Raw genomic sequence first — 26,112 nt, 5'->3', positions numbered from 1 at the left:
GCATGGACCACGACGCACTGACACCTCCCCGGGGCATGTGGGCCCACCCCGACGTCGACCCGCGTCACACCGGCGAGCCGGTCCTCCGCGGCGAGCGGGCCGTCGTGCTCGACTACCTGCGGGCCTACCGGCTGACGTTCGAGATGAAGTGCGAGGGCCTCGACGCCGAGCAGCTGGCGCGACGCTCGGTACCGCCGTCGACGATGTCGCTGCTCGGGCTGGTGCGCCACCTGGCCAAGGTCGAGCACTCGTGGGCGCGCCGGGTGGTGCAGGCGCAACCACACCTCGACCGGCTCTACCGCACCGAGGAGCAGCCCGACCTCGACTTCGACGGCGCCGTGGCCGACCCGGCCGTGGTCGAGGAGGCCTGGGCCAGCTGGCGCCGCGAGGTCACGCACGCCGAGTCGGTCTACGCCACCATCGACCTCGACCGGCTCTGCCCGCACCCCGACGGCGAGCTCGAGGTGCGCGACGTGCTGGTCCACCTCGTCGAGGAGTACGCCCGCCACTGCGGCCACGCCGACCTGCTGCGCGAGTGCATCGACGGCCGCACCGGCCAGTAGGAGCGCCGGGGGCCGTCGCGCGCGGCACGCGTCAGCCGCGGACCTCGCGGACGACCAGGCGGACCTTGCGGCGGTAGTCCTTCGACGTCACGATCAAGGTGACGAAGCCCTTGCCCGGTCGCGTGTCCTTGATGCGGATGGAGCCACGCTTGGCGGTGCCGGGCCGGATCGTGCCCACGCGCGGGTTGTAGCGGACCGCGACCCCCCGCGTCCTGACCTTGAGCCGCACGCGGGGCGCGGTGGCGATGGTGTCGCTGGAGTTCTTGATGACGACCGGGATCCGGGTGAACCCGTAGCGCTTGAGCTTGCGGCCCTTGACCACGATCTTGAGGTCGGGCTTCTGGCGGAACAGGCTCGCGGGCCCCGCGAGCGAGTCGTACGGCGTCGCGAAGGTGCTGTCGGTCGCGGTGTCGGCGAAGGCGCAGTTCCAGGTCGCGGTGCGGGCGGTGGGGAACTGGAACGGCTTGATCTGGATCCGCGCGCCGTCGTAGACCGGGTTGTTGACCGTGTCGGTGTCGGTCGAGGTGAAGGCGATGTTGCTGCCGGCCGGCGACTCGCACATGGTGCCGTCGGCGCTGACGTTGCCGAAGGCCACGAGCACCCATGACGGAGTACTGGCATCGGGCGCGGCCACGAGGTCGACGACGCCCGCCAGGACACCGCCGTAGACGCGGTAGTGACGCATCTGGACCCGACTCAGCTGCTGGGCCGGCGCCCCGGTGGCGGTGCCGCTGGGGCCGACGAGGTTGGTGGACCCGCCACCGATGGGCCAGGTGGTCGCGCGCGACGACGTGGGGGCGACGGGGACGAACACCGGGGACGCCACCGCGGTGTCGCGGATGGTGATGCCGGTGGCCGCCCGCGGGGCGGGCTCGGGCGAGGGGTCGGTGCGGGCGGCGGACGCGGGGCCCGCGGACAGGGGCAGGAGCGCTGCGGTGACGACGAGCGCGGTGGAGGTGGTGAGAGCACGCAGGGAACGAGGCATGGGGCCTGACTGCCCACGGGGCCCGCACCCGAAACCGTCCACGCCGCCCTTCTCCTAGAGTGGTCCGCCGTGACCGACCAGACCTCGTCCGACCGTCCACGCCCGGCCTCGGGCCACGGCCTCGTCACCCTCGACACCGACGGGTCCGTCCTCGACGTCTGGTTCCCCGAGCCGCGGCTCGGCTCCGACGCCGGCGCCGTGCCCGACGGGCTCGAGGCGCTGGCCGTGCCCGACGACGTACGCCGGGTCACGCGCGAGGTGCGCCTGGTCGAGGTCGCCGACCTCGCGGCGCCGCCCGCGTCCACCGAGGACGCCTGGCTGCGCCTCCACCTGCTCTCGCACCGGCTCGTCCGGCCCCACGGCTGCTCGATGGACGGGGTGTTCGGCCTGCTCACCAACGTCGTGTGGACCTCGGCCGGGCCCTGCGCGGTCGCGGGCTTCGAGCTGACCCGCGCCCGGCTGCGCGCCTCCGGCGTCCACGTCACCGTCTTCGGCGTCGACAAGTTCCCACGGATGGTCGACTACGTCGTGCCGTCCGGCGTCCGCATCGGCGATGCCGACCGCGTCCGCCTCGGCGCCCACCTCGCCGAGGGCACCACGGTGATGCACGAGGGCTTCGTCAACTTCAACGCCGGCACCCTCGGCGCCTCGATGGTCGAGGGCCGCATCTCCGGCGGTGTGGTGGTCGGTGACGGCTCCGACGTCGGCGGGGGCGCCTCGATCATGGGCACGCTGTCCGGCGGCGGCAGCCAGGTGATCTCGATCGGCGAGCGCTGCCTGCTCGGCGCCAACTCCGGCCTCGGCATCTCCCTGGGCGACGACTGCGTGGTCGAGGCCGGCTGCTACGTCACCGCCGGCACCAAGGTGACCATCCGCGATCGCGACGGCAAGCCCACCGTCGTCAAGGCCGTCGAGCTCTCCGGCCACGACAACGTCCTGTTCCGCCGCAACTCGGTCACCGGCGCCGTCGAGGCCGTCGCGTGGAAGGGCAGCGGCGTCGCCCTCAACGAGGCCCTGCACGCGAACTAGCCGACGGTGGTCGAGGAGGTTGCCCTGGCAACCGTCTCGAGACCACCAAGCCGCAGCGACAGGCCACGTCGGTCCATCGGCTGCGGTCGTGTGGCCTCGTGACGGCCGCGGGCGGGATGGTGCTCGACCACCGTGGGTGACGGTCGTGAACGGCTGACCAGTCCCCCGGCACACTCGTGGCATGAGAAGGGGCGTGGCACCGGCACTGGTGGCGGTCGCGGCGCTGCTCGTCGTGGGCGGGGTGGTGACCGGGTTGCTGCGTGAGGGGCGGGTGCCGTTCCTCGGGGCCGAGGAGGGGTGCACGGCGGTCGTCGGTGAGCGGTCGGTGACCCTCAGCGTCGAGCAGGCCGAGAACGCCGCGACGATCGCCGCGGTCGCCGTACGCCGTGGCCTGCCGCCGCGCGCGGTGTCGATCGCCCTCGCGACGGCCTACCAGGAGTCCGACCTGCGCAACGTCGACCACGGCGACCGCGACTCGCTGGGCCTGTTCCAGCAGCGCCCGTCGCAGGGCTGGGGCTCCGCGCAGCAGGTGCAGGACCCGGTGCACGCCGCCAACGCCTTCTACGACGCGCTCGTCGAGGTCGACGGCTACCAGTCGCTCGAGATCACGGTGGCCGCGCAGGAGGTGCAGCGCTCCGGCTTCCCCCGCGCCTACGCCGACCACGAGAGCGACGCTCGCGTCCTGGCCTCGGCCCTGACCGGTGAGTCCGACGCGGCGTTCGCGTGCACCGTCGACGGCGACGTCGACGCGGGCGGCGCCACGCTGACCCGCCAGGGGCTCACCGCGCGCGCCGACGCCGTACGCCGCGACCTCGAGACGGCGTTCGGCCCGCTGTCGCTGGGCGGGTTCGAGCCCGGTGGCGTGAGCACCGGTCACGTCAAGGGCTCGGCCCACTACGACGGGCGCGCCCTCGACGTCTTCTTCCGGCCCGTCACCGAGGCCAACCGCGACCGGGGCTGGGCGGTCGCTGCGTACCTCGTCGCCCACGCCCAGCGCCTGCAGGTCCGCACCGTCATCTTCGACGACCGGATCTGGGTCGCCGGTCGCGACGACAGCTGGCGCGACTACGACGCCCCCGACCGACCCGGCGACCGCGCGGTCCTCGAGCACCGCGACCACGTGCACGTCGACGTCTTCGCCTGAACCGCCCGGCCCGCCGCGAACCTGAGGACCGTGCTCAGCCACCACCACTAGGCTCCCGGCCGTGCTCACCGACGACGACATCATCACCGCCCTCGCCGACGTGCTCCCCCTCGACGAGTCGCTGGAGGCCTACCCCGGGACCTGGCAGGAGCCGCCGTACGCCGACCGCGACGGCCGCGCGCTCCTCGGGCTCGGCGATCGGTCCTGGGACGTCCTGCTCGACCGTGAGACCGGCCGGCTCGAGGGCGTGCCCGACGACGCCGACGCGTTCGTCCTCAACAGCAGCCTCGAGAGGTTCGTGCGGTGCGTCCAGGTCGCGGTGGCCGCCCACGAGGAGGTCGGGCGCTACGAGGCCGAGACCGTGGAGGACGACGACCTCGACGAGGAGGTCGACGACGAGGCGGTCGACGAGATCGAGGAGATCGGGCGACGGCTCGCCAAGCAGCTGGCCGAGATCGACCCCGAGGCCGTCGCCGACGAGAACGCCTTCTGGTCGGTGCTCGCCGAGGAGCTCTCCTACGGCTCCTGACCGCGATAGTCGTGGACCTTCTGCACACGACCAGGGTCGGTGCACAACGTCCACGACTATCGGGAGAGCTCGAGCCCTGAGGGACCGCGGCGCAGCAGGGTGGTGCCGGGGGCGGCCAGGGCTGCGTCGAGGTCGGCGCAGGGGCGCCACCCCGGCTCGGGACGCCGTACGGCGTCGGCCCCGGCCGTGACCGAGGCCAGGCGCTCGGCGAGCGCGGCGCGGTCGTCGAGCTCGCGGCGGTAGTGCTGCAGCAGCACGACGAGGTCGTCGAGGACGGGCCCGAGCGCGGCGGCGTTGTCGGCGAGCATGTTGCGGGTGCGCAGCGGGTCGCGGCCCGCGACACGGGTGCCGTCGCGGAACGAGCCGGCGGCCAGGTGGGCGGCGGCGGGGTCGGCGGCGTCCTCGACGACGCCGAGCAACGCGTTGGCCAGCACGTGCGGGGCGTGGCTGACCAGGGCGACGGCCCGGTCGTGGGCGTCGGTGTCGAGCACGACCGCGGTGGCGTCGAAGGTGTCGACCACCCAGCGCACGACGTCGGCGACCGGCCCTGCCCCCCGGGTCACCGCCCACGACGCGCCGACGAGCAGGGACGCCGTCGCGTGGGCGAAGCCCGACCGCTCGGTGCCGGCCATCGGGTGGGCGCCCACCCAGCGGTGCTCGAGCCCGTGGGCGCGGCAGGCGTCGCGCACGGTGCCCTTGACGCTGCCGACGTCGACCAGCACCGCGTCGGGCGCGGCGGCCGCGACCTCGGGCAGGGCCGCCACGATGACGTCGAGCGGCGCGGCCAGGACGACCAGGTCGCGGTCGCCGGGCACGGTCTCGGCCACGACGAGCCCGACCGCGGCGGCCGCCGCGCGGGTGCCCGGGTCGGGGTCGACGACGACGACGTCGACGCCGAGGTCGCGCAGCCGCAGGGCGAGGGAGCCGCCGATGAGGCCGGCACCGACCACGGCGGTACGGCGGTAGGTCACTTGGCGGCCAGCTCGTGCAGCGGCGAGATCCGGCCCAGGGCGCGCGCGGTGGCTCCCAGGGCCGCCCACTCGGAGGACATGACCTCGAAGTCGTCGGCGGTGAACGAGCCCGAGAGGAACAGCAGGAAGACGAAGTGGCCGGGTGAGGACGGCACCGGCCGGGTGACCAGGTTGGTCATGTTGACCCCGCGCTCCTCGAGCACGCCGAGCAGCCGGCGCAGGATGCCGGGCACGTTGGCGTCGGGGAACAGGCTGACCAGCAGGCCGTCGTCGCCGTCGGCGCGCACCGGCAGCCGGCTCGCCGAGACCAGCGCGAACTGGGTGTAGGCCGCCGCGTTGTCCTCGACCCCCTCGGCGACCGCGTGCAGGTCGTAGAGGCGACCGCAGATGCGCGGGCCGATGCCGACCTCACCGGGACCCAGGTCGCGGCAGGCCGCCGCGGTCGACGCGGCCTCGCGGGTGCCGAGGCCCCGGGCCTCGATCCACCCCCGGCACTGGGCCAGGGCGTGCGGGTGGCTGACCACGACGTGCGGCTCCACCGTCGGGTCGCGGGTCCAGGCGTCGAAGGAGATCGGCAGCACCACGCTGTCGACGATCGAGAGCCCGGGCCGGCCCAGGAGCCCGTCGAGGGTCGGCACGACGACCCCGTTGACGGAGTTGTCGATCGGCAGCACGGCGTACGACGCCCGGCCCGACTCGACCGCCGCGAGGGCCTCCGCGGCGTCGGCGACGGGCACCGCCTCGGCCTCGGGGCGCAGGGCCACGACGGCCTGGTGGGTGAAGGTGCCCGAGGGGCCGAGGTAGGTGACGTTCACGGCGCGGTCACCGACGGTCACTGTCCCTGGGCGAAGGCGGCGAGCACGCGGCTGTCGAAGCCGACCGTGCCGAGCGCGGCCTGGAGCTCTGCGAGCCGGCCGGCGTCGGCGCGGAAGCCGACGTGGAAGTCGTGCAGGCCGGGCCCCTGGGGGTCGCTGTGCAGGAAGTCGAGGTCGATGCCCAGCGCGCTGAACCGCTCGAGGGCGACCATGAGGGTGCCGGCCGACTCGCGCTCGGGGGTCATCGACAGCCACGCCGCGTCGACGGGTCGGTCGCTGGACGGGGCGCGGCTGAGCAGGCCGTAGGAGATCGGCGCCTGGTGCTCGAGGAACCCGATGATCAGCACGTCGTCGCCCCGCAGCTCGTCGACGTCGACGACCGCCGAGCCGGCCTCCTGGCCGGCGGCGAGCAGGTCGTCGGTGCTGGTGTCGTCGGGCATCACGCGGAACGCGACGCCGGCACGACCCATCGCGCCGACCACGTCGGAGTAGGCCTGCTGGCGCAGCGCGACGGCCTGGGCGTCGCCGGCGCCGCCACCCAGGCGGGTCCAGCGCCACGGGGACGGCACGGTCGCGACCCGGGCCAGGCGGATCTCGGGGTCGAGCGCGTTGAGGGCGCGCAGCAGCCGCAGCGGCGGCGAGGTCGGGTCGCCGATGCGGACCAGGCCCTCGACGTCGTGGGCGACGTCGAGGGTCGCCATCAGCTCGTCGTAGCCCTGCAGCCCGACCAGGAAGTCGCTGCCGCTCCAGCCGAGCGCGGCCCGGACCCGTGCGATCAGGGTCAGCGGGTCGGTGCCGGCGTGGGCCAGCGAGCGGGTCAGGGGCAGCAGGCTCATGGGGCCATCCTCTCAGTGCCGCTCCCGGGGCCGATCGCGGTGAGCCGGTCGGCGGCCAGGGCGACGGCCTCGTCGGTGGCGGTGATGGCCAGCCGGACGTGCTCGTCGCCGGTGGGACCGTAGGACAGGCCGTCGACCGACACGACGCCCCGGTCGGCCAGCCACCCGGTCGTCACGTGGCTCGGCTCGCCGCGCGTGGCCCACAGGTAGAGACCGGCCTCGCTGTGGTCGATGCGGAAGCCGCCCTCGACCAGCGCTGCGCGCAGGACGGCGCGGCGGGCGGCGTAGCGGGCCCGTTGCTCGGCGACGTGGGTCTCGTCGCCCAGGGCCGCGATCGCCGCGGCCTGCTGGGGCTCGGGCATGATCAGGCCGAGGTCGCGCCGATGGGCCGTCAGGTCGGCGACGACCGCGGCGTCGCCGGCGACGAACCCGCACCGGTAGCCGGCCAGGTTGGACCGCTTGCTCAGCGAGTGCACGGCGAGCAGGCCCTCGGTCGAGCCGGCGTTGACGTCGTGGTGGAGCACCGTGGCCACGTCGACCCCCCACCCCAGGTCGAGGTAGCACTCGTCGGAGACCACGAGCGCACCGTGCTCGCGACCCCAGGCCACCAGGGCGGCCAGGTCGGCGGGGGCGAGCACCCGGCCCGTCGGGTTGGCCGGCGAGTTGACCCACACCAGCGCCGGCGCGACCGGCAGCGCCCGCAGGTCGTCGACGCCTTCGTAGGACACGACCTCGCGGCCCGCGAGGGCCGCTCCCACGGCGTACGTCGGGTAGGCCAGGGCCGGGATCGCGACCGGTCCGGGTCGGGCTGCGTCGAGCACCAGCAGCGGGAGGGTGCCGATGAGCTCCTTGCTGCCGACCGTGGGCAGCGTCTGCTCAGGGGCGAGCCCGGTCACGCCGTGGACGCGCGCCAGCCAGTCGACGTGGGCCTCGCGCAGGCCCGGACGGCCGATGGTCAGCGGGTAGCCCGGGGAGTCGGCGTGCTCGACGAGCGCCCGGCGCACCACCTCGGGGGTGGGGTCGACCGGGGCGCCGACCGACAGGTCGACGACGGGGAGCCCGCAGGCCGCGGCCCGCTGGCGGGTCGCGGCGACCCCGGCGTGCCAGCCGGGCCTCACCGGGTCAGTCGTCGTGCTCTTGGGGGGCGAGCGCCGCGACGATGGGGTGGTCGTGGTCGATCTCGCCCATCTTGGCCGCGCCGCCCGGGGAGCCGAGCTCCTCGAAGAAGCCGACGTTGGCGGTGTAGTAGTCCTTCCACTCCTCCGGGACGTCGTCCTCGTAGAAGATCGCCTCGACCGGGCAGACCGGCTCGCAGGCGCCGCAGTCGACGCACTCGTCGGGGTGGATGTAGAGCATCCGCTTGCCCTCGTAGATGCAGTCGACGGGGCACTCGTCGACGCAGGCCCGGTCCTTGAGGTCGACGCAGGGCTGCGAGATGACGTAGGTCATCGAGGTTCCTCCAGGGGATGCAAGTGGATCAGGGGTACGAGAGCACGTTCAGCCTAGTGTGTGGGTCGTGTCGCAGACGCAGGAACCCCACTCCGTGGGCAGGCACTCGCTCGGTCCCCACGTCGTCGGGCAGCGCGTCGTCGTGCGCCGCCTGGTCCGCGGCGAGACCGGGCCCAGTGGTGGCCCCGCGATGACCGACCTGCTCGGGGTCTGCGAGGCCTTCGGCGCGGGGGTGATCGTGGTGCGTCCGCAGTCGGGTCCTGCCCTGACGGTCCCGCTGGCCGACGTCGTGTCGGGCAAGCCGGTGCCGCCGCGGGCGTCGGTGCGCGACCGGGTGCCGGCGCGCGAGGCACAGGTGCGCGGGTTCGCCCTGTTCCCCGACCTGCAGACCGCTCCCCTGGGCGACTGGGTGCTGCGCGACTCCCCGACCGCCACAGCACGACGGGCCAACTCGGTGCTGGCCTTCGGCCCCTCCGGGCTGCCCGACGCCGAGGCCGTGGCCGCCGTGGTCGCGCACTACCGGCGTCCGGTCGCCGCGGTGCTCGCGGGCTCTGCCGAGGACCACCTGTTCACCGGTCTCGGCTGGGTGCCGGAGTCGCACGAGGCCGACACCCTCTTCCAGGTCGCGGGCCTCGCTCAGGTGGCGCGGGCCGTGCGGGCGGTCGACGACGGCGCGGTCGTGCTCGCGGTCGACGGCGACGTCGTCACCGCCGACGCGGGCGGGGTGGCCGGCGGCGTCGCGGCGTACGCCGACGACTGGGTCGGCTTCCGCGCGATCGAGGTCGACCCGGCCCACCGCCGCCGCGGCCTGGGGCGGCAGGTGATGGCCGCGCTCGTCGGCTGGGGCGCCGAGCGGGGCGCGGCCACGGCCTACCTGCAGGTGCTCTCCGACAACGAGCCGGCGCTCGCGCTCTACGCCGGGCTGGGCTTCCGCACCCACCACCGCTACCGCTACCTCGTCCCCGCCGACCTCCGCTGACGCCGGTGCCTGCTAGCGCGGGGCGGTCGGCTCCAGGTCGGCGTCGTCGGGCTGCGACAGGGTGAGCACGGCGTCCTCGATGAGGTCGTCGGTCTCGATGTCGGTCTCGACGCGGCGCAGGCGCACCGCGAGGTGGTCCTCGGTGTCGTCGCCGACCAGGTCGACGGCCGCGACGACGAACATCCGCTGGGGGCCGACGTACTCGAGGTGGAGGTAGGTCACCCGCTGGACCTCCTCGTGGTCGCGCAGCAGCGCGAGCACGCGGTCGCGCAGGGCGGGGCTGGTGCCCTCGCCGACGAGGTACTCCATGTTGCGGCGCATCAGGAACACCGCCACGACACCGAGCAGGACCCCGATGGCGATCGAGGCGACGGCGTCCCAGACCGGGTCACCGGTGAGCTGGTGCAGCCCGATGCCCACGGCGGCCAGCAGGATGCCGAGCAGGGCGGAGAGGTCCTCGAGGAAGACCGCGCGCAGGGTCGGGTCGGAGGTGCGGGAGACGTAGCGCAGCGGGTGCAGGCCGATCCTGCCGGCCGCGCCGTGCACCTGGCGGCTGGCCTGGACGAACGACGTGCCCTCGAGGACGAACGCGATCGCGAGCACGACGTAGTTGATCGTGAAGCTCTCGTCGGTGCGCTCGGCGGTCAGCTCGGTGAGGCCGTGCCACAGCGAGACCACCGACCCGGCCGAGAACAGCCCGAACGCCGCGATCAACGACCACGTGTAGGTCGCGCGGCCGTAGCCGCGGGGGTGCGCGGCGTCGCGCGGGCGGCTGCCGCGGCGCTCGGCGACGAGCAGGAACACCTCGTTGCCCGTGTCGGCCCACGAGTGCGCCGCCTCCGCGACCATGGCCGCCGACCCGGTCAGCAGCGCGGCGACCGACTTGGCGAGGGCGAGCAGGCCGTTGGCGACCAGCGCGACGACGACGGTGACCAGCGACTCGCTGCCCTTGGTGCCCTTGGCGCCCCGGGTCGGGTCCGGGTCGTCGCTCATGCCGGACCCGCGGTGCCGAAGATGCGCTCGGCGCGCAGCGCGAGCCACGGCCACGCCGTCCGGATGAGGAGCAGGACCAGCACGCCCGCGGTGACCATGCCGACGACGTTGAGGCCCAGCTGGGCGGCGGACCCCCCGATCTCGCCGGCGTCGCCGACGGCCAGGCCGAGCGCGAGGTTGCCGGCGGCGGGGACGGTGGTGACGCTGATGAACACCCCGACCATGATGGTCGACCGCTCGATGGCCAGCGCCAGCGCACCCGCCGCACCGGCCAGCACCGCCACCACGAACGACCACCGGTCGGGGTGCCAGATGAAGCCGGTGCCGGGGCGCGGACGGGTGATGTCGACCGCCTCGACCATGCCGGTGGCGCGCGCGAGGAGCGCCAGGACCGTGACCACGCCGATGGCCAGCGCGAAGCCGAGCACCAGCAGCATCGCGCTGCGGGTGATCAGCCGGGGTCGCCGCAGCACCAGACCCACGCAGAGCGCGGCGATCGCGCTGAACTCGGGCCCGACCACCATCGCCCCCACGACGAGCACGCTGGAGTCGGTGATGACGGCGACGGCGGCCAGGGCGACCGCGATCACCAGGAACACGTGGTAGCTCAGGGTCGGTGTCGCGCCGCCGTAGGCGGTCGCCTCGACGGAGTCCCAGATGACGGCGTCGTCGGGGTGCCCGGGGGCCTGGGCCTCCAGCACCCGCGCCGCACGGAACGGTGTGCCGGTCGGGGTGGTGAGCACGATCCCGCCGTCCTCGTCGAGGCCGAGGGCCTGCAGGTCGCGCACGAGCGCGGCGGCGGACTCGCGGGCGACGTCGACCTCGATCAGGTCCCCGGGCGGCTTGAGGCCCGCGCCGGCCTGGAGGGTGACGTTGGTCGTGTGGTCATGCTCGACCACGAGGCGGCGTACGGCGTCGGCCAGCGCAGCGGGGACGGTCAGCCGGAGGTGGACGAGCACCGGCTCAGGCTACGGGGCCTGCGTGCTTCAGAAGCAACGCGGACGGAAGCCCGCCCGCGCGGGGCCGGTGTGGGTCAGGGCGTCGAGCGTGATCGACAGCGACGGCGTCGCGAGCGGGATGAAGAGGTGCTCGGCAGGCTCGAGCGGGCACACGTCCTGCAGCGTGACGTTGGTGGTGCGCGGTCCGGCGGCGAGGTAGGCGGAGGTGTAGGGGACGACGATCTCGTCGTAGCGCGTGGTGACCTGGGTGTAGCTCACCGAGCCCGGGGTCTCGTCGCCGGCGTTGAGCGTGCGCAGGAAGGCCGACCCAGCCCCCTGCTGGACGCAGGCGACGCAGGCGTAGCCGACGAGGCGGGTGAACGCGTTGGAGCCGGCCGTGATCACCGTGCCGTGGTTGGACGGCGACAGGCCGACCAGGTCGTCGACCACGCGGTCGCCGCCGAGGAACCTGATGTAGTAGCGCGGCATCATGCCGCCCTGGGAGTGACCGACCATCGACACCTTGCGCGCCCCGGTCGAGCGCAGCACCCGCTCGGTGAAGGCCTTGAGCTGGCCGGCCGAGGTGGGGATGTCGTCGAGCCCGCGGTTGCCGTAGTCGAGGGAGTAGACGCAGAACCCCTTGGCCTTGATGCCGGCCGAGAGCCGCTGCAGCAGGTTGGTCCGGTCGCCCGCGGTGCCGTGGACCAGGATCACCGGCGTCGGCCGTGCCGCGGTCGGCTTGCACGTCCAGTCGTTGGCGCCGGGCGGGTCGCCGAACGGCGAGGTCGGCAGCGTCGGCAGGCCGGTCGCGGGGGCCGGGGCCGCCGGGGCGGGCGAGGCGGTAGCGGTCAGGCCGGCGGAGAGCAGGACGGCGGCGAGCAGGGCTCCCAGGCTGTGGCGCATGTCACGGGACTGTAGTGACGACGTACGCCGACCGTCACCCCACGGTGGTCGAGGCACGCCCCCACGGTGGTCGAGGAGGTCGCCCGCGACCGTCTCGAGACCACACCAACCGCACCGGGAGGCCTGAGGTGACCACGGGGTCCGGGTCTGGCGGCCGCGCGAGTCACACCCGCGGTCACCGGGACGCTGTCCAGGTGACTGGGCCGCTGAAATTTCATCGGCCCTGCCAGGGTGTCAGCGTCCCGGTGCGCCCCGCGGCAGCTCGATACGCGATCTCGGTCCGTGTGGTGGACCAGGACCCCACCTCGAGCCGGACAAGGCCTCGGACCGTGGGCCTCGGGTTGTCCGCGCCGACGAGGGCGCGGCTTGCCGCTGCCCGTGCGCCGCGCTCCGGGAGAGGCTCGCTGTCAAGGACGCCCGAAAGGCGCCACGAAGTGTCGCGAGCGAAGCGAGCGTCCTTGACGGCGAGACCCGGGATGCCAGGCGCGTGGACGACCCGAGGAGCCATGACCCGGGGCCGAGCAGGAACGGAATGACCGGAAGACCCCGCACCCGCGAGACCCCGGCGGCGCAGGCCCTAGGGCCGCGGCGGAGTCGACAGCGACCCGACCGGCCGGCAGACCACGGTGTCGGAGGCGATGTAGTCGGTGTGGAACTTCTCCCGCTTGACGACCTCGTCGGACCCGGGGCGACGGAAGACGCGGGTGACGTCGACCTGGAAGCCGGAGTAGCCGGTGTTGGGGACGCAGTTGGCGGTGTCGAGGGTGCGGGTGCCGGGGGCCACGTAGGCGTAGCGGTCGGAGGTGACCTCGGTGATGTCCCAGACCTTGGTCGAGAACATGCTCACGGTCAGCACGCCCTGCGACGACGGGGTCGACGGCGTGAGCTTGGCGCTGATGAGCACGCCGTGGTCGGTGTCGTTGCGGAAGCGCAGGTCGACGGACCCGAACGCGACGGTCGCCTCGCGCCCCACCGGGTAGCGGTCGATGTAGACCGAGTGCGGCTTGTGCTCGATGTCCTCGAGGCCGGCGTAGAACATCGCGTTGAAGGTCGTGGTCGCCATCTGCGAGACACCGCCGCCGAGGTCGGTGACGAAGATGCCGTCGCTGATGATCGTGCCCTCGGTGAAGCCGTTGGCCCGGGTCCGCTCGCCGACGATGTCGTTGAGCGAGAAGACCTCGCCGGGCCGGAGCAGCGTGCCGTCGACGATCTCGGCGGCGCGGCCGATGTTGGTGTTGCGGTAGTCGGCGTAGGGGAAGTAGGTCGTGAACGACGAGACCTTCTCGCGCACGCCGAGCGCGCGGGCGTCCTTCGTGGTGAAGTCGGGCTGGTCGACGGTGCCGGGCACCTCGACGGTCCGCTCGCCCTCGGGCCCGGTGACGACCTCGAGGAACGCCGCGGCGAGGTCGTCCTCGGCGTAGGTCACCCCCGGCTTGGCCTTGACCACCCGCGGCCGGCCGTCGACGAGCTCGATCCGGGCGTCGACGGGTGCGCCGTCGCCGGCGGTGGCCGACCCGACCAACGGCACCAGGGCGTCGACGTCGACGCGGGGCACCAGGGCGCCCTCGCTCGGCTCGAGCAGCAGCGCCGCGGCGTAGTCGTCGGGCTGGAGGGTGACGCGGGCCGTCCCGATGGCCAGGGTGACCGGGGCCGAGAGCGCCGGCTCGGCGAACGAGGTGACCGCGGCTTCGACGTCGGCGTCGTCGACGTCGGGCTGCAGGCGGGTGATCTCGAGCTCGGCCGGGTCGCCGGTGAGGTACGACGCCACGAGGGCCTCGCGGGTCGAGCCCGGGTCGAGCCCGCGACCGGGCACCGCCCGGGTCGTCTGCACCCGGCCGGTCGCGAGGGTGACGGTGCCGTCGACCGGGTCGGTGCCGAGCCCGGCGGCGAGGTCGTCGACGGCGGCGTCGAGGGCCGCCTCGTCGACGCGGACGACCGGGGCGGTGTCGTCGCCACCGGCGTAGTGGTCCCAGAGGTCGGCGGGGCGCCAGGATCGGGTGCCGGCGGCCGTGGCGACGGAGGCGGCGTAGTCGACCCGGAGCCCGGCCTCGGCCGGGTCGACCTCGGCGGTGCGCCCCTCGAGCGAGACCCCGATCGGCGCGGCGACCTGCGCGGCGAGGCCGGCGCGCAGCGCCTCCTCGGCCTCGGCCGGGGACAGCCCGCCGACGTCGACGCCACCGATGGACGCGCCACGGGGCAGGGCGTCACCGGCGACGTAGTAGGCCGAGGCGTAGCCACCGCCGGCCAGCAGCGCGAGCACCAGCACGACGACCACGACCAGGCGACCACCGGCGCGCTCGCTCTTCACCGATCCATCCTACGGAGCGGGGTCGTCGGAAGGCGCAGGACGCAGCGGACGCACCGTGACGATCCCGACCAGCACCAGCACGAGACCCGTGACGAGCAGGGCGTAGCCGGGGGCGTCGGAGCCGATCAGGTAGCCGCCCGACGAGCGCGGCACCAGCGCGACGACCAGCGCCAGGGCCCACCCGGTCGTGAAGGCGAAGCGCAGCGACCACCCGCCCGGCAGCGCCCAGGCGGCGGCGAGCGACGCCACCAGGCCGAGCACCAGGCCCGTCGTACGCCCGTGGGTGAGGACCGTCGCAGCGCCGACCAGGGCCCCCAGCAGGACCAGTCCCAGCGCTCGGCCGACGGTCAGGCCCCTGCTCAGCTCACGCGCCCGTCAGGCCGGCGAACAGGTCGGTCTCGAGGCCCTCGTCGTTGACCGGCCCGCGCGTGCCCTTGGCGATCCGGTAGAACTCCGCGCCCCAGGCGCTCGACCCGACGTTGTTGGAGAGAGCGAAGAACGGTCCGTCCATGGTGATCTGGGTCTTGTGCGCCGCCAGGGCCGCCATCTTCTTGTCGACGTGGTCCTCGGCGTCGACGACGGCCGAGAGGTTCTCGTCGGGGGTGACGAAGTGCGGCAGCGGGCCGTCGGGGTCCATGCCCTCGAAGCTCGTGGTGTCGCCCGCGTCGCGCAGCGCGCGCAGCCCGGCGCGCATGCGGCTCTCCGACATCGCGCCCCAGTAGATCTTCGCGATGTCCCACGCCTCCCCCAGGTCGGTGCGGTACGACGGCACCGCGGCCAGCGCGGCGGCGTAGGTCGCGACCCGGTGGGCCTGGATGTGGTCGGGGTGGCCGTAGCCGCCGAACTGGTCGTAGGTGACGAGCACCTGCGGGCGCACCTCGCGGATGACCTCGACGAGCAGGTCGGCGGCCTCGGTGAGGTCGGCGCGCCAGAACGCGTTGTCGTGGATGTCGTCGGCGGCGATCGCGTAGCCGTCGGCGTGCCACTTCATGCCGGAGTCGCGGAAGCGCCCGAACCCGCCGAGGAAGCGGTGGTCGGTGACCCCGAGGGCGGCCATGGCGTCGGCCAGCTCGCCGCGCCGGTGCTCGCCGAGCTTGTCCTCCTGGTCGGCGGCCAGGTGCTCGAGCTCGGGCACGAGGATCTCGCCCATCTCCCCGGCCGTGCAGGTCACCAGGGTGACGCCGCGCCCCTCGGCGGCGTACTTGGCCATCGTGGCGCCCTGGCCGATCGACTCGTCGTCGGGGTGGGCGTGCACGAGGAGCAGACGCTGGGCCGGGGTCTGGGTCATGGTGAGAGCGTAATGAGCACCGCACAACGCCCCGCGGCCCGTCCGCTCACTCGCGCTTGAGCCGCCTGGGCGCCGTCGGCAGGTCCGGCGGCGCGGTCGGCGGCGCCGTCTGCTCCTCGACGTCGTACCAGCCGTCGTGCTCGTCGACCAGCAGCTCGAGCACGACGCCGGGCGCGTCGGTGACGACCGCCCACGGGTGGTCCTCGTCGTCGTCCTCGCCGGCCAGGCGCTCGCGGGCCACGTCGACCGTGTAGCCCTCGGCGGCCAGCCGGGCCGCGACCGCGCGGGCGTCGTCCTCGTCGAAGAAGATGCCGCGCCCGGTCGGGCCGCTCATGCGAGCCTCGCGCGCAGGGCGGCCAGGAAGGGGCGGTCGGGCTCGAGCCAGTCGACGTCGTCGACCTCGGCGGCCCGCAGCCAGCGCAGCCGGTCGTGCTCGACGGGGTACGGCGCCCAGGTGGCGACCGAGCAGGTCGCCACGCGCAGCTCGTGGGTGTCACCGATCGGGGCGGCCCCCTCGAGCCACCCGGTGACGGTGACGTCGACCGCGAGCTCCTCACCCACTTCGCGGACCAGCGCCGCGTCGGGGGTCTCGCCGTCCTCGACCTTGCCCCCGGGGAGCTCCCAGCGGCCGGCGGCCTCGGGCGGCGTCGTACGACGGCACGCCAGCAGGCGCCCGTCGCGCAGCACCGCCGCCGCGACGACGACCTTCCTGCCGCCGCTGCTGAGGCTGCCGTTGGTCACGTCGGCGAGACTACCGGCGTGACCAGTGCGGGGACCGGGCTCTACCTGGAGCGCGTCGGCGGCAGCGACGACGCCGTCGAGGCGCTCGTCGCGCGCAGCGACGGCCGGCTCGCGCTCGCCGACCTGGTCGACGACCTGCCGCGCCGACTGCGACGCTCGTGGGCCCCGGGGCGCGCGGTCCACGAGGCGTGGCGGCTCGACCTGCGCGACCAGCTCGACCTGCGGTGGTGGCCGCAGGGGGTCACCACCGCGGGTGACGCGGGGCCGTCGGCGGGCCGCGACCTCGCCGGACGCCGGCTGGTGGTCATGTCGTCGTACGCCAAGAAGCTGCCGTGGGACCACACCAAGCACGGCTCACGACTGACCGTGATCGACCTCGACCGCCTGCGCTACCGCCACGTGCTCCTCGTGCGCGCCACGGCCGACGGCGGGCTCGAGCCGCTGCACGTCCACGCCGGCGGCGTCGTCTGGCACGGCGAGCACCTCCACGTGGCCGCCACCGGCAAGGGGATGTTCACCTTCCGCACCGACGACCTGGTGCGGGTGCGAACCCGCGACGCAGCGTTCGGCTACCGCTACGTGCTGCCCGCCCGCTTCCAGTACGCCGCCCGCAAGGACGAGGGCATCGACGGCCTCGAGGGGTTCCGCTACTCGTTCCTGTCCCTCGACCGCAGCACCGACCCGCCCGCCCTGCTCGCCGGCGAGTTCACCGACGACCCCACGCGCACCCGCCGCCTCGCCAGGTTCGCGCTCGACCCGACCACCGGCCTGCTCGAGACCGGCGACGACGACCGCGCCCGGCTGCAGACCCTCGGCGACGGCCCGCGCCGCATGCAGGGCGTCGTCAACGCCCGGGGCCGCCTCCACGTCACCGTCTCCCAGGGACGCCGCGAGCGCGGCTCGGTCTACGCCGGCTCCCCCGGCCACCTCGTCCACCACCCCCACGCGACCCCCATGGGCAACGAGGACATCGCCTACTGGCCCGAGGAGGACCTCCTCTACTCCGTCTCCGAGCACCCGATGGTGCGGTGGCTGTTCACCATGCGCCGCTCCTGGTTCGACTGACCCCTCACGGTGGTCGAGCACCATCCCGCCCGCGGCCGTCACGAGACCACCTGACCGCAGCCGACGGTCGAGTCAACTCCGACCTGCGGCTGGATGGTCTCGTGATGGTTGCTAGCGCAACCTCCTCGACCACCGTGGGGTGACGCTCGTCGAACGCCGGCCGTTCAGACCGGACGCGGCATCCGGGCCAGCTGCCGCGCCTGGGCGACCAGCCGGCCGGCTGAGTCCCAGACCTCGCAGTCCTCCTCGAAGAGCCCGCCGGCCATGTTGCGGCTCGCGTGGGTCACGCGCAGCCAGCCCGGGGCGGGCAGGGCGCGCACGTGGGCGGTCAGCTCGATGGTCGGCGCCCAGCCCATCGCGCCGTAGGTGAAGGTCACCGGCGGCAGCGCGTCGAGCACGAGCAGCAGCGAGAGCGGGTCGGGGTCGCGGTCGTCCTCGAGACGGAACCACGCGCGCATCACGCCGCTGTCGTTGGGCTCACCGACCGCCCACCCGACGTCGTCGGGGTGGAAGCGCATGTCGAAGCGCTGCAGCAGCGACGCCGCCTCGAGGTCGACCGGGGCCACCGAGTTGGGCACGCAGTCGTCGGGCGCGGGCAGGTCGGGCGGGGACGCGGTGGTGCGCACGTCGTCGGGCCCGCCGGCCAGCCGCACGAGGTCGCCGTACGTCGCGAGGGCGCTGATCCGTAGGTCGTCGCCCTGCCGGAGCTCGGCGGCGGCGGTGGCGACCGTGCCGCCCTCGCGCAGCACGCGGACGTCGACCTCGGCCGGCCCCGGCCGCGAGGCCGAGAGGTAGTGCGCGCTGATCGCCAGCGGGTCGGGCTTGTCGGGCAGCGTCGCGCGCACGGCGCGGGCGAGGGTGGCCAGGAGGTAGCCCCCGTTGAGGCCACCACCGATCAGCCAGCCGTCACTCAGGTCGGCGGCGTACCGTCCGTCGGCGGGACCGAGGCTGGACACGGCCGTGGCGGCGTCGAAGACGGAGGTCACCTCTGCCACGCTAGTGCCGTGAGCGAGGACGGCGACGCCGGGACCCGACGGCCCCGCTGGGTCTACGACGGGGACGAGCCCGACCCGCGCTACTCGCTGGCCAACGAGCGCACCTTCCTGGCGTGGGTGCGCACCACGCTCGCGGTCGTCGCCGGTGCCGTGGCCCTGGAGTCCCTGGAGCTGCCCGAGGCCGAGGGCGCCCGTACGGTCCTGGTCCTGGGGCTGCTGGGCTTCGCCGTCCTGATGACCGTGCTCTCCCTGCTGCGGTGGGCGCGCATCGAGCGGGCGATGCGGCTGCACCAGCCGTTGCCGGCGTTCACGCTCGGCGTCGTCGTGGCCGTCGGGCTGGTCGTGACCGTGGTCGGGCTCGCGGTCGTGCTGGTCGGCTGACCGACTCTTGAGCACCTAGGCACTGCGGCCCACTTCGACCACATCGTCAGCGGACCGGGGGCCGATGAGGCAGACTGACGCCGTCTCGCGGACCCGTCGCCCACCCCGGAGACCTCTCGTGCCCCCTGCTCCCTCCCGTCCCGACCGCCTGCCCCTGTGGTGCGGCCTGGCGCTGGCCGTGCTCACGCTGGTCACGGTCGTCGCCTGGGACCGGCTCGGTTCGTCGGCCGACGTCCTCATCGTCGTCGTGACCGGCTCGGCCGCCGTGCTCGCCGGTGCGGGTGCCCGGCGGCGACGGGGACGGCAGCGGCTCTTCGGGGTGCTGCTCACCGCCGGCCTGGCCCTCAACGCCTGCGGCGACGTCGTCTACGCGTGGGACGCGAGCCGCAGGGTCGTGCCTGACGCCTCGCCCGCCGACGTGCCCTACCTGCTGTCCACCTCGGTGCTGTGCGCCGCCCTCCTGGTCGCGGTGGTCCGCCGTGCCGACCGCCACGGCCAGGTCGACGCGCTGGTCGACGCGCTCACCGTGGTGGTCGTCGCGGCGCTGGTGCTCTGGGACGCCCAGCTGCACTGGGGCACCGCGACCGGTGGGAGCAGGCTCGGCGACCTGGTCGTCACGGCGTACCCCGTCCTCGACGTCGTCGCGCTCGGCCTGCTGCTGCGGATCGCCTTCGGGTCCGACCGCGCCACCTGGGGCGGGACGTGGCTGATCTCGGGGCTCGGCCTGTGGCTGGTGACCGACCTCAGCTTCCTCCTGGGCCTCGTGCCCGACCTGGACGACCCCCGTCTCAACCTGGGGTGGATGCTCGGGACCATCGTCCTGGCACAGGCGACCTGGCCGCCGCCGAGCCGGGGGGAGCCGCAGCAGCTCCGCGAGCCGGCGGAGCCCAGCGACGAGCGGCGCCCCGTGCCCCGGGTGCTCGTGTCGATCCTGCCGCTGACGGTCCCGACCGGCCTGCTGCTCCTGGAGCCGGACGGCGCGGGCGAGATCCGTCCCGTGGTGCTGGTCGCGACGGTCGTCCTGGCCGCCCTCGCCGTCGTCCGCACCGTGCTCCTGCTGCGCTACGAGACCGCCGCCCGGGACGCCGCCGAGGCGGCGTCACGGGCCAAGTCGGAGTTCCTGGCGACGATGACCCACGAGATCCGCACCCCGATGAACGGCGTCCTCGGGCTCAGCTCGCTGCTCCTGGCCGGCGACCTCGACCCGCGGCAGCGGTCCTACGCCGAGGGCGTCGCGTCCACGGGTCGCAGCCTGATGGCGATCATCGACGACCTCCTCGACTTCGCAGGGCTCGAGAAGCAGCAGCCCGGCCACGGGCCGGAGGTCCACCTGGACCGGGTCGACCTGCGGGTCCTGCTCGACGAGGTGGCCCGCCAGGTCGCCGACCCGGGACGACCGGACCTGCGACTCCGCGTCGAGTGCGACGTGCCGTCGGTCGTCGCCGACCGGGCTCACCTGCGCCGCGTGCTGGTCCACCTCGCGACCAACGCGGTGAAGTTCTCGACCGAGGGCGAGGGCGAGGTCGTGCTGATCGCGACGGGCGAGGACGACGGGATCCGCTTCGAGGTGGTCGACCACGGCATCGGCATCGACCCCGACCTGCTGCGCGTCGTCTTCGAGCCGTTCAGCCAGCGCGACACCTCCTCGACCCGCGCCTTCGGCGGGACCGGCCTCGGCCTGGCGATCAGCAGCCGCCTCGTCGGCGCGATGGGTGGCGAGCTGCAGGTCAGCAGCGAGCCGGGCCGGGGCAGCCGCTTCTGGTTCGTCCTCGACCTCGCGCGGCCGGACGCCCCGGGGCCGCCGCGGGTGCTCGTCGTCGAGGACGGCGACATCAACCAGATGGTCGCCGAGGGGATCCTCGAGCACCTGGGCCACGTCGTGGTCACCGACCCCGCCGAGCCGCACGACGTCGTGCTCGCCGACCCGCGCCACCTCCCGTCGTACGCCGGTGGGGCACCGGTCGTGGACGTGGAGCGGCCGCTGCGACCGGCCGACCTGCAGGCGGCCATCGACACCGCGCTCACCACGACGCGACGTTCACCGGCTCCAGCCGAGGCTCCCGCTCCGGCTCCCGCGCGGTCCTAGGGTGACCGCCGTGGACAGCGCCCGCGCCATCGAGCACCTCCTGTACGCCTACGCCGACCGCATCGACGACGGCGACTTCGCCGGGGTCGGCGCGCTCTTCGCGCACGGTGCGTTCGTCGGCGTCCGGGGTGCCGCGGCCGTGCAGGCGCTCTACGAGCAGACGACGCGCCGCCACCCGGTGCCGGGCCACGACGGGCCCGGCACCCCGCGCACCCAGCACCAGGTGAGCAACGTGGTCGTCGAGGTCGACGACGACGCCGGGACGGGCACCTGCCGTTCCCGCTTCACGGTGCTCCAGGCGACCGACACCCTGCCGCTGCAGGTGGTCGTGGCCGGCCGCTACCGCGACACCTTCCACCGCATCGACGGCGTGTGGTGGTTCGCGAGCCGTGAGGCCGACGTCGACCTGGTGGGCGACGTCTCGCAGCACCTGCTGCCCGGCGTCCTGCCCTGACGCTCACGCCCGGTGGTGCACCTCCTGCAGGCCGTAGACCGGGGTGGGGATCCCCTCGGCCCGCGCCTTGAGCTGCAGCGCGAGGTAGAGCGAGTAGTGCCGTGACTGGTGCAGGTTGCCGCCGTGGAACCACAGCGCCTGCTGCTGGGTCGGCTTCCACATGTTGCGCTGCTCGCCCTCCCACGGGCCGGGGTCCTTGGTGGTGTCGGAGCCGAGGCCCCAGACCTTGCCGACCCGGTCGGCGGTCTCCTGGTCGATGAGGTCGGCGGCCCACCCGTTCATCGAGCCGTAGCCGGTGGCGTAGACGACCAGGTCGGCCGGCAGCTCGGTGCCGTCGGCGAGCACGACCGAGTCCTCGGTCAGGTGGTCGACCTGGCCGTGGGCGAGCTTGACGTCGCCGTTGGCCACGAGCTCGGCGGCACCCACGTCGATGTAGTAGCCGGAGCCGCGGCGCAGGTACTTCATGAACAGGCCCGACCCGTCGTCGCCCCAGTCGTGCCAGAAGCCCGCGGCCTCGAGACGCTCGTAGAAGTCCTTGTCCTTCTCGGCCATCGCCTCGTAGGCCGGGATCTGGAACTCGTGCATGATCCGGTAGGGCAGCGAGGCGAAGATCAGGTCGGCCTTCTCGGTGGTGACCCCGGCCGCGAGTGCCCGCTCGGAGTAGAGGTCGCCGAGGCCGTGCTCCATCAACGAGTCGCTCTTGACGATGTGCGTCGACGAGCGCTGCACCATCGTGACGTCGGCGTCGTTCTCCCACAGGGCGCCGCAGATGTCGAAGGCGCTGTTGTTGCTGCCGATGACCACGACCTTCTTGCCCCGGTAGGCGTCGGGCCCGGGGTGCGCCGAGGAGTGGTGCTGGTCGCCGCGGAACACGTCCTGGCCCGGCAGCACCGGTACGGCGGGCTTGCCCGACATGCCGGTGGCGAACACGAGCTGCTGCGGACGCAGGGTGAGCGGCTTGCCCTCGCGCTCGACCTCGACGGTCCACTCGCCCGTCTCCTCGCTGTACGACGCGGAGGTCGCCACCGTCGAGGACCAGTAGGGCACCTCCATCACCTTGACGTAGGACTCCAGCCAGTCGCCGATCTTGTCCTTGGGGGCGAAGACGGGCCAGGTGTCGGGGAACTTCAGGTAGGGCAGGTGGTCGTACCAGACCGGGTCGTGCAGGCACAGGCTCTTGTAGCGGCTGCGCCACTGGTCGCCGGGTCGCGGGTGCTTGTCGATCACCAGGCTCGTCACCCCGAGCTGCCGCAGGCGTGCCCCGAGCGCGATGCCGCCCTGGCCGCCACCGATGACGAGCACCGTGGGCTGCGTGGTCGACCCCAGCGACTCGGCCTCGGCCTGCTGCTTCTCCAGCCAGGTCGCCCGGTCCTTGGCCGCGCCGTGCTGGGCGCCCATCGGCCGGCGCGTCGAGCGCGGCTCCTCGTGGCCCTTGAGCTCGTGCATCGTCGTGAGGAACGTCCACGCCCGCAGGTCGCCGTCCTCCTCGACCAGGCGCACCAGGCCACGGCCACGACCCACGGCGGTCTCGAAGTCGAACCACGCTGTGACGACGCCGTCGGCCTCGTCGGCGGGCTCGGCGAGCACGAACCCGCTCGGGTCGGTCCCCTCGAGGGTGCTGTCGAGCAGGTCGGTCACGCCGGCGCGGTCCTCGACCGTCGTGAGGTTCCAGGTGAACGACACCAGGTCGCGCCAGAAGCTGGTGGTGGCGAAGTGGCCGGCGGCCGCGACCACGTCACGGGCGCGTAGCGCCGACTCGAAGGAGGAGAGCCAGGCGGTGGCCCGGGCGGACGGGTCGCGGTCGGCGACGACTGGGGGTGCGTCGAGGGTCTGCGTCATGTGACCCAGGGCACACCCTCCGGCTCCCCCTGACCACCGTTGCACCCACTTGCATCGAGACCCCCCGCCGCCTCGGCAACCGTTGCGCAACCCGGGGACGTGGACGATGGTGGGACCAGGGTGTGACGAGCACCACAGCGGAGGTGGGATGACGACGTACGCCGCGATCGAGCCGGGCACCGACCTGTCGGTGCGCGCCCGCGAGCTCACCCGCGTCCACGACGCCTTCCTCGGTGGCAGCCGCGGTGGACAGCCGCGCGACGTCGTGGCCCGGTCCTGGCGGCGGGTGCTGGCCCTGGGCGTCCACCCCGAGGGCGGCAACGCCCGCGACCCCTTCGACCTCGAGGAGCTCGAGCGACGCCGACGAGAGTCGCCGCTGCGGCTGGTGGCCGACGAGCTGCGGCGGGTGCTGACCAGCGTGGCCGACGCCTCGCTGTTCCTCATGGTCGTCTGCGACGCCGACGGAGTGATCCTGTGGCGCGAGGGCGCGGCCCGGGTGCGGCTCGAGGCCGACCGGCTCGGCTTCACCGAGGGCGCCACGTGGACCGAGGAGCGCGTCGGCACCAACGCGATCGGCACCGCGCTGGCCGAGGCGGCGCCGGTGCAGCTGTTCTCGGCCGAGCACTTCGAGCAGCAGCAGCACCCCTGGTACTGCACCGCCCACCCGATCCACGACCCGCGCACCGGCGACCTGCTCGGCGTCGTCGACGTCAGCGGGCCCGCGCTGACCCTGCACCCGGCCCTGGTGGTGCTCGTCGAGAGCGCCGTACGCCTGGCCGAGGCCGCGCTGTGGCGCCACCACCAGGAGGGCCTCGACCGCCTGCGCCGCGAGGCGGCACCCCTGGTCGGCGTCGGGCCGCTGCTCGTCGTCGACGACCACGGCTGGGTCGCCCACCAGTCGGGGGTGGCGGCCCGCGACCGGATCGAGGCGCCGCGCGCCGACCGTGCGGTCGCCGTACCCGGCCTGGGCCTGTGCCTGCCCGAACGCCTCGGCCACGGCTGGCTGGTGCGCCCGGTGTCGGGTCCGGTCGGCCTGACCGCCCGGCTCGGGGCCGACGGCGTCCTCGAGGTCCTCTCGGGCGACGAGCCGTGGCGCACGACGCTCACCCGGCGCCACGCCCAGATCCTCGGCATCCTCGCGACCGCCGGCCCCGCCGGGCTGGGCGCCGCCGCCCTCAGCACCGCGCTGTACGGCGACGCCGAGCACGTCGTCACCGCCCGGGCCGAGGTCTCCCGGCTACGACGCGTGGTGGGCGCGCTGGTCGCGACCAACCCCTACCGGCTGGCCGACGGGGTCTCGTTGGAGACCTGCTCCGACGTCTGACGCCAGCGACCCACCGACGGGCGCGCGTTCTACGAGGCCGGGGCCACGGCCTGCCCGAGCGAAGCCCTCGGCGTGTACGCCGACGCCGCGTCGGCGACCGGGGCCGTGGCCGACTGGCGGGAGCAGGTGGCGCTCTGCGGCGCCGCCGGCCCTCAGTCGCACTCGGGAGAACCGGTCGAGTGGTTCTCGTCGAGGCCCGGGTCGACGGCGCCGACGAGGCGTGGCAGGCCTACGAGCTCAGCCAGGACCTCGACGGCGAGGACCTCTCCGGGAAGGCCCCCTACGTCACGGTCGCCCGCGTGGGCAGCGCCGTCTACGTCGAGACGTTCTTCCACCCCGGACATCTCGACGAGGCGTCCCTGGAGCAGAGCGCGCGCGCCGGCGCCGCGTCCGTCGCGTGCTTCCTGCCGACGCTGGCGTCCTTCAGGTCCTGACCCGCCTGACATGTCGGGCCGTCAGGCCACCGCGAACGACGTACCGGGAGCCCCCAGCGCCGCCGCGACCCGCATCGCCTCCCGGGCCTCGTCGACGCGCGACGCGCGCTCGAGGGTGCGCGCCAGCAGCAGGGCGGCGTAGGCGTCGGTCGGGGCTTCCGCGAGCACTGCTCTGGCAGCGGCCTCGGCCCGCGCGAGCTGGGCGGAGTGGTAGTAGGACCGGGCGAGCAGCAGCCGCACGTGCGTGAGGCCGTGCCCCGGCCCGTCGGTCTCGGCGGTGAGGTCCATCAGCAGGCTCTCGAGCGTGCGGGCGGCCCCGCTGTAGTCCTTGAGATCGAACTGGCGACCGGCGCGGTGGTAGCGCTCGTACGGGTCCATGTCGTCCCAACACCCAGCCAGGGCAGGCATTCCCCGGCGTACGCCGGCAGGACCGGTCAGGCCGGACCGGGCTGCGGGTCGGACGGCGGGTCGGCGAGGACGCCGCGGACCGCGCGCTCGAGGGTGGTGCGGGCCAGCGGGTCGGTCAGGTGGTCGCCGACCGGGAGCAGGGCCGAGGGCAGGTCGACCACGCACGCCTTGACCATGGTCGTGGCGGGTGGGCGCCGGCTGTGCCAGACCTCGTCGGCGAGCCGCACGATCAGGTCGTCGAGGCGGCGGCGCAGCTGCCGCACCTGACGGCGCTCGGCGTCGCCGACGTCGGCACCGGCCGCGGCCAGGTCGTCGACGGCCACGGTGAGCAGCAGCCGCGAGCCGGCCGGTTCGCGTCGCGAGTAGTCCGACGGCGCCAGGGCGGCGGCGACCACGGCGGAGCGGGGGTCACCCAGGGCGAGCGCGGCCTCGACGGACTCGACCTGGAAGGCCAGGAAGCCCTCGGCCTCGCGCACCCAGACGCGCACGAGCAGGTTGTCCCGTGACCCGAAGGCGTTGTAGATCGCGCCGTTCGAGGCCCCGGACGCCGCACTCAGGGCGCGGATGGTGACCCCGGCCAGGCCCTGCTCGACCCACAGCGTCCGGGCGTGGTCGAGCAGGGTGTCGAGGTCGTGCGCGCGGGGCCGACCCACGG

At 74.0% G+C, this 26,112-nt stretch carries 29 protein-coding genes; 11 read left to right on the top strand and 18 right to left on the bottom strand.

The features are described from left to right. Nucleotides 1–2 precede the first annotated feature (2 nt). Nucleotides 3–563: a DinB family protein gene (locus tag FZC61_RS08535; protein ID WP_211357166.1), complete on the top strand. Its 561-nt coding sequence runs from the start codon at nt 3–5 to the stop codon at nt 561–563. 31 nt (nt 564–594) lie between these two features. On the opposite strand, the gene FZC61_RS08530 is transcribed toward FZC61_RS08535, so the two are convergent. Further along, the gene (locus FZC61_RS08530; protein ID WP_148613711.1) at nt 595–1,548 is read right to left on the bottom strand and encodes a hypothetical protein; all 954 of its coding nucleotides are present in this window, start codon (nt 1,546–1,548) and stop codon (nt 595–597) included. Nucleotides 1,549–1,617: 69 nt separating this feature from the next. Between FZC61_RS08530 and dapD the strand changes: the two genes are divergently transcribed. From dapD to FZC61_RS08515, 3 genes are all read left to right on the top strand, one after another. Continuing rightward, nucleotides 1,618–2,577 carry a 2,3,4,5-tetrahydropyridine-2,6-dicarboxylate N-succinyltransferase gene (gene dapD, locus FZC61_RS08525; protein ID WP_148613710.1) on the top strand — a complete coding sequence of 320 codons (960 nt, stop codon included), beginning with the start codon at nt 1,618–1,620 and terminating at the stop codon, nt 2,575–2,577. A 181-nt stretch (nt 2,578–2,758) separates the two neighbouring features. Next, nucleotides 2,759–3,721: a VldE C-terminal domain-containing protein gene (locus tag FZC61_RS08520; protein ID WP_148613709.1), complete on the top strand. Its 963-nt coding sequence runs from the start codon at nt 2,759–2,761 to the stop codon at nt 3,719–3,721. 61 nt (nt 3,722–3,782) lie between these two features. Beyond that, complete coding sequence (locus FZC61_RS08515) at nt 3,783–4,250, top strand: SUKH-4 family immunity protein (RefSeq protein ID WP_148613708.1); 468 nt, start codon at nt 3,783–3,785, stop codon at nt 4,248–4,250. Nucleotides 4,251–4,306: 56 nt separating this feature from the next. Here FZC61_RS08515 and FZC61_RS08510 read toward each other — a convergent pair whose 3' ends face one another. Genes FZC61_RS08510 through fdxA form a run of 5 tightly spaced genes read right to left on the bottom strand, consistent with a single transcriptional unit; the run spans nt 4,307 to nt 8,321 of the window. Further along, nucleotides 4,307–5,221, bottom strand: a complete 915-nt coding sequence (locus FZC61_RS08510; protein ID WP_148613707.1) for a prephenate dehydrogenase — start codon at nt 5,219–5,221, stop codon at nt 4,307–4,309. After that, nucleotides 5,218–6,036: a prephenate dehydratase gene (locus tag FZC61_RS08505; protein ID WP_148613706.1), complete on the bottom strand. Its 819-nt coding sequence runs from the start codon at nt 6,034–6,036 to the stop codon at nt 5,218–5,220. The genes FZC61_RS08510 and FZC61_RS08505 overlap by 4 nt, the downstream gene beginning before the upstream one ends. A 17-nt stretch (nt 6,037–6,053) precedes the next feature. Then, nucleotides 6,054–6,872, bottom strand: a complete 819-nt coding sequence (locus FZC61_RS23000; protein ID WP_170286029.1) for a hypothetical protein — start codon at nt 6,870–6,872, stop codon at nt 6,054–6,056. Then, on the bottom strand, nt 6,869–7,990 hold the full coding sequence (dapC, locus tag FZC61_RS08495) for a succinyldiaminopimelate transaminase (RefSeq protein ID WP_148613705.1): 1,122 nt from the start codon (nt 7,988–7,990) through the stop codon (nt 6,869–6,871). The genes FZC61_RS23000 and dapC overlap by 4 nt, the downstream gene beginning before the upstream one ends. 4 nt (nt 7,991–7,994) lie before the next feature. After that, nucleotides 7,995–8,321, bottom strand: a complete 327-nt coding sequence (fdxA, locus tag FZC61_RS08490; RefSeq protein ID WP_148613704.1) for a ferredoxin — start codon at nt 8,319–8,321, stop codon at nt 7,995–7,997. A gap of 67 nt (nt 8,322–8,388) precedes the next feature. Here fdxA and FZC61_RS08485 point away from each other — a divergent pair, with 67 nt between their 5' ends. After that, a complete protein-coding gene (locus FZC61_RS08485; protein ID WP_148613703.1) occupies nt 8,389–9,300 on the top strand; it encodes a GNAT family N-acetyltransferase in 912 nt (303 codons plus the stop codon). 12 nt (nt 9,301–9,312) lie between these two features. Here the strand turns inward: FZC61_RS08485 and FZC61_RS08480 are convergent, their stop codons facing one another. The 8 genes from FZC61_RS08480 to FZC61_RS08445 form a co-directional block, all read right to left on the bottom strand. Next, nucleotides 9,313–10,293 (bottom strand): cation diffusion facilitator family transporter, encoded by a 981-nt coding sequence (locus FZC61_RS08480; RefSeq protein WP_148613702.1) that lies wholly within the window; start codon nt 10,291–10,293, stop codon nt 9,313–9,315. After that, a complete protein-coding gene (locus FZC61_RS08475) occupies nt 10,290–11,252 on the bottom strand; it encodes a DUF389 domain-containing protein (protein ID WP_148613701.1) in 963 nt (320 codons plus the stop codon). Before FZC61_RS08475 ends, FZC61_RS08480 begins: the two co-directional genes overlap by 4 nt. A 27-nt stretch (nt 11,253–11,279) precedes the next feature. Next, nucleotides 11,280–12,134: an esterase/lipase family protein gene (locus FZC61_RS08470; protein ID WP_148613700.1), complete on the bottom strand. Its 855-nt coding sequence runs from the start codon at nt 12,132–12,134 to the stop codon at nt 11,280–11,282. 577 nt (nt 12,135–12,711) lie between these two features. Continuing rightward, nucleotides 12,712–14,442, bottom strand: a complete 1,731-nt coding sequence (locus FZC61_RS08465) for a VanW family protein (protein ID WP_148613699.1) — start codon at nt 14,440–14,442, stop codon at nt 12,712–12,714. Nucleotides 14,443–14,451: 9 nt separating this feature from the next. Further along, nucleotides 14,452–14,703, bottom strand: coding sequence for a hypothetical protein (locus tag FZC61_RS08460; RefSeq protein ID WP_148613698.1), 252 nt, complete (start codon nt 14,701–14,703; stop codon nt 14,452–14,454). 103 nt (nt 14,704–14,806) lie between these two features. Next, the gene (mshB, locus tag FZC61_RS08455; RefSeq protein WP_148613697.1) at nt 14,807–15,730 is read right to left on the bottom strand and encodes an N-acetyl-1-D-myo-inositol-2-amino-2-deoxy-alpha-D-glucopyranoside deacetylase; all 924 of its coding nucleotides are present in this window, start codon (nt 15,728–15,730) and stop codon (nt 14,807–14,809) included. Nucleotides 15,731–15,776: 46 nt separating this feature from the next. Beyond that, complete coding sequence (locus tag FZC61_RS08450; protein ID WP_148613696.1) at nt 15,777–16,064, bottom strand: hypothetical protein; 288 nt, start codon at nt 16,062–16,064, stop codon at nt 15,777–15,779. Then, complete coding sequence (locus tag FZC61_RS08445; RefSeq protein WP_148613695.1) at nt 16,061–16,471, bottom strand: (deoxy)nucleoside triphosphate pyrophosphohydrolase; 411 nt, start codon at nt 16,469–16,471, stop codon at nt 16,061–16,063. The genes FZC61_RS08450 and FZC61_RS08445 overlap by 4 nt, the downstream gene beginning before the upstream one ends. Before the next feature lie 18 nt (nt 16,472–16,489). Between FZC61_RS08445 and FZC61_RS08440 the strand changes: the two genes are divergently transcribed. Then, the gene (locus FZC61_RS08440) at nt 16,490–17,536 is read left to right on the top strand and encodes a hypothetical protein (protein WP_148613694.1); all 1,047 of its coding nucleotides are present in this window, start codon (nt 16,490–16,492) and stop codon (nt 17,534–17,536) included. Nucleotides 17,537–17,700: 164 nt separating this feature from the next. On the opposite strand, the gene FZC61_RS08435 is transcribed toward FZC61_RS08440, so the two are convergent. Next, nucleotides 17,701–18,522, bottom strand: a complete 822-nt coding sequence (locus FZC61_RS08435) for an acyl-CoA thioesterase (protein WP_170286028.1) — start codon at nt 18,520–18,522, stop codon at nt 17,701–17,703. An 18-nt stretch (nt 18,523–18,540) separates the two neighbouring features. Between FZC61_RS08435 and FZC61_RS08430 the strand changes: the two genes are divergently transcribed. The 3 genes from FZC61_RS08430 to FZC61_RS08420 all read left to right on the top strand — a co-directional run bounded on the left by FZC61_RS08430 (nt 18,541) and on the right by FZC61_RS08420 (nt 21,452). Further along, nucleotides 18,541–18,912 (top strand): YidH family protein, encoded by a 372-nt coding sequence (locus FZC61_RS08430; protein ID WP_148613693.1) that lies wholly within the window; start codon nt 18,541–18,543, stop codon nt 18,910–18,912. Between the two features lie 118 nt (nt 18,913–19,030). After that, on the top strand, nt 19,031–20,998 hold the full coding sequence (locus FZC61_RS08425; RefSeq protein WP_148613692.1) for an ATP-binding protein: 1,968 nt from the start codon (nt 19,031–19,033) through the stop codon (nt 20,996–20,998). Between the two features lie 10 nt (nt 20,999–21,008). Beyond that, on the top strand, nt 21,009–21,452 hold the full coding sequence (locus FZC61_RS08420) for a nuclear transport factor 2 family protein (protein ID WP_246142601.1): 444 nt from the start codon (nt 21,009–21,011) through the stop codon (nt 21,450–21,452). Nucleotides 21,453–21,455: 3 nt separating this feature from the next. Here the strand turns inward: FZC61_RS08420 and FZC61_RS08415 are convergent, their stop codons facing one another. Further along, nucleotides 21,456–23,291, bottom strand: coding sequence for a flavin-containing monooxygenase (locus FZC61_RS08415; protein ID WP_148613690.1), 1,836 nt, complete (start codon nt 23,289–23,291; stop codon nt 21,456–21,458). Between the two features lie 148 nt (nt 23,292–23,439). Here FZC61_RS08415 and FZC61_RS08410 point away from each other — a divergent pair, with 148 nt between their 5' ends. Both FZC61_RS08410 and FZC61_RS08405 read left to right on the top strand, forming a co-directional pair. Beyond that, on the top strand, nt 23,440–24,615 hold the full coding sequence (locus tag FZC61_RS08410) for a GAF domain-containing protein (protein ID WP_148613689.1): 1,176 nt from the start codon (nt 23,440–23,442) through the stop codon (nt 24,613–24,615). Nucleotides 24,616–24,794: 179 nt separating this feature from the next. Continuing rightward, nucleotides 24,795–25,049: a hypothetical protein gene (locus FZC61_RS08405; RefSeq protein WP_148613688.1), complete on the top strand. Its 255-nt coding sequence runs from the start codon at nt 24,795–24,797 to the stop codon at nt 25,047–25,049. Between the two features lie 21 nt (nt 25,050–25,070). Here FZC61_RS08405 and FZC61_RS08400 read toward each other — a convergent pair whose 3' ends face one another. After that, nucleotides 25,071–25,427, bottom strand: a complete 357-nt coding sequence (locus FZC61_RS08400; RefSeq protein WP_148613687.1) for a hypothetical protein — start codon at nt 25,425–25,427, stop codon at nt 25,071–25,073. Nucleotides 25,428–25,483: 56 nt separating this feature from the next. Beyond that, nucleotides 25,484–26,110, bottom strand: coding sequence for a TetR/AcrR family transcriptional regulator (locus tag FZC61_RS08395; protein ID WP_148613686.1), 627 nt, complete (start codon nt 26,108–26,110; stop codon nt 25,484–25,486). Nucleotides 26,111–26,112 lie beyond the last annotated feature (2 nt).

The sequence above is a fragment of the Nocardioides rubriscoriae genome, assembly GCF_008087085.1.
GTDB classification, from domain to species: Bacteria; Actinomycetota; Actinomycetes; order Propionibacteriales; family Nocardioidaceae; genus Nocardioides; species Nocardioides rubriscoriae.
This window is presented reverse-complemented; position numbering and strand designations above follow the sequence as displayed.